Genomic DNA, 3786 nt, shown 5'->3' with positions numbered 1-3786 from the left:
CCCCCCCCCCCCCCACAAAAATTCGCCCCAGTTTAGCCAAGCCCAAGTGAAACTTTCGTCCGGGCCGATTTGGCCTGCCGCTCGAAGCTGCTTATCATGGCCCGCCCATCCCGTTTGCAAGAGTCATCTATGCGCCGCCTGCTCACCGGCTGTTTCGTCACCCTGCTGCTACTGCTCAATACCTTGGTGCTGTTCGGGCCGCTGATGGTGTTCGCATTGCTCAAACTGGTCCTGCCCGGGCGTTTTCGCGACTACGCCTCGTGGGCGGTAATGTGGATTGCCGAGACCTGGGCCGAGATCGACAAGCTGATTTTTTCCTGGTGCATCCCCACTCGCTGGGACATTCGCGGCGGTGAAGGCCTGCGCAGCGACACCTCGTACCTGGTGATCAGCAATCACCAGTCATGGGTGGATATCCCCGCCCTGGTCCAGACCCTCAACCGACGCACGCCATTCTTCAAGTTCTTCCTCAAGAAAGAGCTGATCTGGGTGCCGTTCCTGGGGCTGGCGTGGTGGGCACTGGATTACCCTTTCATGAAGCGCTACACCAAGGCGTTTTTGGCGAAGAATCCGCAGCTGGCCGGCAAGGATCTGGAAATCACCAAGGCCGCCTGCGAGCTGTTCAAGCGTCAGCCAGTCACCGTGGTGAATTATCTCGAAGGCACACGCTTCACCGCCGCCAAAAGCCAACAACAGCAATCGCCCTTCAGCCATCTGCTCAAGCCCAAGGCCGGTGGCGTGGCGTTTGTGCTGGCGGCGATGGGCGAGCAGCTGGATGCGATCCTCGACGTGACGGTGGTCTATCCGCAGCAGCGTATCCCCGGGTTCTGGGACTTGATCAGCGGCGCGGTGCCCAGGGTCATCATCGACATCCAGACCCGCGAACTGGACCCGGCGCTGTGGCAGGGCGACTACGAAAACGACCCGTTGTTTCGCCAGCATGTACAGGACTGGGTCAACCAGCTCTGGCGCGAAAAGGACCGGCGCATTGCCCAACTGCGCAACGAGGGCGGCTGATCAGATACCGGCACCGGCGCCCCAGATGCCGCCCAGGTTCTGCAACAGCGAGCTGGCGACGCCCTGTTGGCCGAGGTACTGCAAGATGATCGGGGCAAACTGGCCGATCATGCCGCTGTCCATGCCCAGCGCGCTGAAGGCATTGTTCAAGTCGCCGGTGTCCTTGACGTTGCCGAGCAAGCCGTCAAGCAAAGCGTTTTTGTCCGGCCCGCCGCCCAGCAAGCCACCCAGGCCGTTGAGGCCACCGATGGCGCTGTTCCCGGCGATCTGATCGAGCCCCGGCACACTTTTGCTCAGCTCGGAGAACTGCGCCTCGCTGAGCTGGTTCCTGGCCAGACCGAGCATCGCCCCGGCACCGCCCACGGCTTGCTCCGGGGTGATCTGGAGTTCCGAGCCGAGGGTATTGAGCAACCCGGCGGCTTTCGGCGCAGCCGCCACCGCCCCCTCCTGCTGGTTGCCCTGGATGGCCAAGATCACGCTTGTCGCATCAGCGAGGCTGAACTGTGCGAAGGCCGGGCCAGCTGCCAACGAAAGCAGGCAAGACAGTGCAAAACCGCGTGGAACCTTCATCGGGACATCCTCTGGAACATGAAAAAGCCGCCCGGAAAGGGGCGGCGCAAAGTCGAGCGTTGGACTGGGATGGCCGGGGTTTGTTCAAAGCCGCACCGTGCCCCGTGCAGCAATACCTGCCATCGAATACAGTGCAGCCTCCTTTCAGCAGAGTAACGCCATGAACGTACAAATCGGTGGAGGCGCCCTCGCGGTCATTCTGACCGGCATGCTCATCGCTTTCGGTGTCAGCGAGTGCCAGCGTGGCCCGTTGAACCCGGAGCTTGCCGACGACCTCAGCGAAGACCAAAAGACCTGGCTGACCATCGAACACCGCATCAAGCGTTATGATCCAGCGCTGACGCAGGTCACCCGAGACCAGCAGGCCCTGACCGCTTTCTACCGTCCGGCAACGGCCACCGAGGAGGGCGACGACTGGGCGCCGGACATGCTGCGCATCGTCGGCCACGGCCTGGCGGCGCTGAACGGCGCGCCAGGAGGCAAGGCGTATACCCAAGTGACTGTCAGAGCGCGAATGCTCGCCGATGACGACGTCGAACTGGTGTATGACATGTCAGGCTTTGATGCCATCAAGACCCAACAGGATGGCTACTTCAACTTCGCCAGCATGCCCCGCAGGCTGACATTCAGACCGGCCGCCCTGGCGCAGATCAAGGACGATTGCCGGAGCACCAACGCCCAGGCGTTCTATTCGCAATTCTGCCAGCGGATCGGCGAGGCCGCGACGAGCCAGCGTTGAACCGAGGCACGGCGCGCCGCGCCATACGGAAGCCTTTGATAGTGTCATGTGCTGGAGACAACTACCGGCATGAAACGTCTGTGCGTTGGCGAAACCCTGGTCGTGTTTCTTTTTGACGCAATGCTGTCAACTCTGACAGTAGGCAACGGTTCATCTCGCTCCTAAGCTCGAATGGCAGAAGGTAAAACTCTTCGCTGATTTTTTTACCCTGCAATCGGCCGGACATCGTGTCCGGAACAAGGAACTCTCTCTAGAAAAGGAATTTGCGATGAAATACACCAGTCTCGCCCTCAGCTGCATTCTGCTGTCCGGCATCGGTCTGATCAGTTGCAGTAGGGTCACATCCCCGCCCACTAGCCCCGAAACAAAACACGGTACATCACAGGTGCCTCCGTCTCGCCAATACTATTGCTGGGCTCAGCAGGACTTCAACAATGGCAGCGCAAACATCAAAAACGCTGCTTGCCGGGAAGCTTTTACCGCGGCCGGCAACGCTGATTGGGAACGCGCCGGCCTATTCAACGATTGGAACGCCTACTCCCAAAACATCCCCGAAGGCACAAAACCGGAAGATGTCGCTCCCGATGGGAAACTTTGTTCCGCCGGGCAGCCTCGCTTCGACAGCATCAATATCAAAAGCGATGCCTGGCACACCACCAACCTGGACGTGAAGGATGGCCGCGTGCAGCTCACTTACGTGGCGAGCCAGATGCATGACCCCAGCGAATTCAAGGTTTACCTGACTGATCCGGACAATCTTAGCTGGGCCGCGCTGAAGCAATCCAGAGTCATCGAGGTGAAGCCTGCCCCGGACTCCAAAGGAGCAGGTACGTATTATCTGGACGTTGAACTACTTCCGGGCTACGTCACGGACAGCAGATCAGTGATCTTCATCATGTGGCGCCGCAAAGAATCTCCCCACGAAACATTCTTCAGCTGCAGCGATGTGGTGCTGACCAATGCGAAAAAATGAGGGCCAGCCCGTGCGTCTCAAACGGGTAAAGGTTCTCCAGGTTTGTCGTTCACCTTGTTTTACGAAGCCGGCTATAGATCCAAGCCGCCACTTGATCGAGGAAGGCATCGCCTTTCGTAAATTATCAGTTTCAACGAGCGAATGTTGGACGGGACAGCCGTGGGCTGGCCTGGACAATTATGAATAAAAAAACCACGAGTTATGTCCTTTCCATAATGCCTACTGTCATGTTTGACAGTAGGCATTTAAAGCACCGAGCGTAAGCTTCAATCAACTCGCAAAAAGCAAGTCGCGAGCAAAAACGCACCGCACCTCTTTCAGTCGGGCAAGCAGGACAATAACAATGAGCAACCGACTCCAGGGAACCGTTAAATGGTTCAACGATGCCAAGGGCTATGGCTTCATCACCTGCGGCAAACGCGTCGACGACCTGTTCGTCCATTACTCGGCGATCGACGGTGAAGGTTACAAGACTGTAAGGGAAAAG

Annotated in this window: 5 protein-coding genes; 4 read left to right on the top strand and 1 reads right to left on the bottom strand. The window is 58.6% G+C overall.

From position 1 onward, the window contains the following. Nucleotides 1-129: 129 nt before the first annotated feature. The gene (locus tag ACE04F_RS02200) at nucleotides 130-1017 is read left to right on the top strand and encodes an acyltransferase (protein ID WP_486104465.1); all 888 of its coding nucleotides are present in this window, start codon (nucleotides 130-132) and stop codon (nucleotides 1015-1017) included. On the opposite strand, the gene ACE04F_RS02195 is transcribed toward ACE04F_RS02200, so the two are convergent. Next, nucleotides 1018-1587, bottom strand: coding sequence for a DUF2780 domain-containing protein (locus ACE04F_RS02195; protein ID WP_486104464.1), 570 nt, complete (start codon nucleotides 1585-1587; stop codon nucleotides 1018-1020). It abuts the gene before it with no gap. A 160-nt stretch (nucleotides 1588-1747) separates the two neighbouring features. On the opposite strand from ACE04F_RS02195, the gene ACE04F_RS02190 reads away from it, so the two are divergent. The 3 genes from ACE04F_RS02190 to ACE04F_RS02180 all read left to right on the top strand — a co-directional run. Further along, nucleotides 1748-2326 carry a hypothetical protein gene (locus ACE04F_RS02190; protein ID WP_486104462.1) on the top strand — a complete coding sequence of 193 codons (579 nt, stop codon included), beginning with the start codon at nucleotides 1748-1750 and terminating at the stop codon, nucleotides 2324-2326. A gap of 268 nt (nucleotides 2327-2594) precedes the next feature. Further along, nucleotides 2595-3299, top strand: coding sequence for a lytic polysaccharide monooxygenase (locus ACE04F_RS02185; protein WP_486104460.1), 705 nt, complete (start codon nucleotides 2595-2597; stop codon nucleotides 3297-3299). 343 nt (nucleotides 3300-3642) lie between these two features. After that, nucleotides 3643-3786 (top strand): cold shock domain-containing protein (locus tag ACE04F_RS02180; RefSeq protein WP_486104475.1); only part of this gene is annotated, 144 nt, incomplete at its 3' end.

The sequence above is a fragment of the Pseudomonas sp. AGC41 genome, assembly GCF_057334555.1.
Note: the sequence above shows the minus strand (reverse complement) of the source record. Positions and strands in the feature narration are given on the sequence as shown.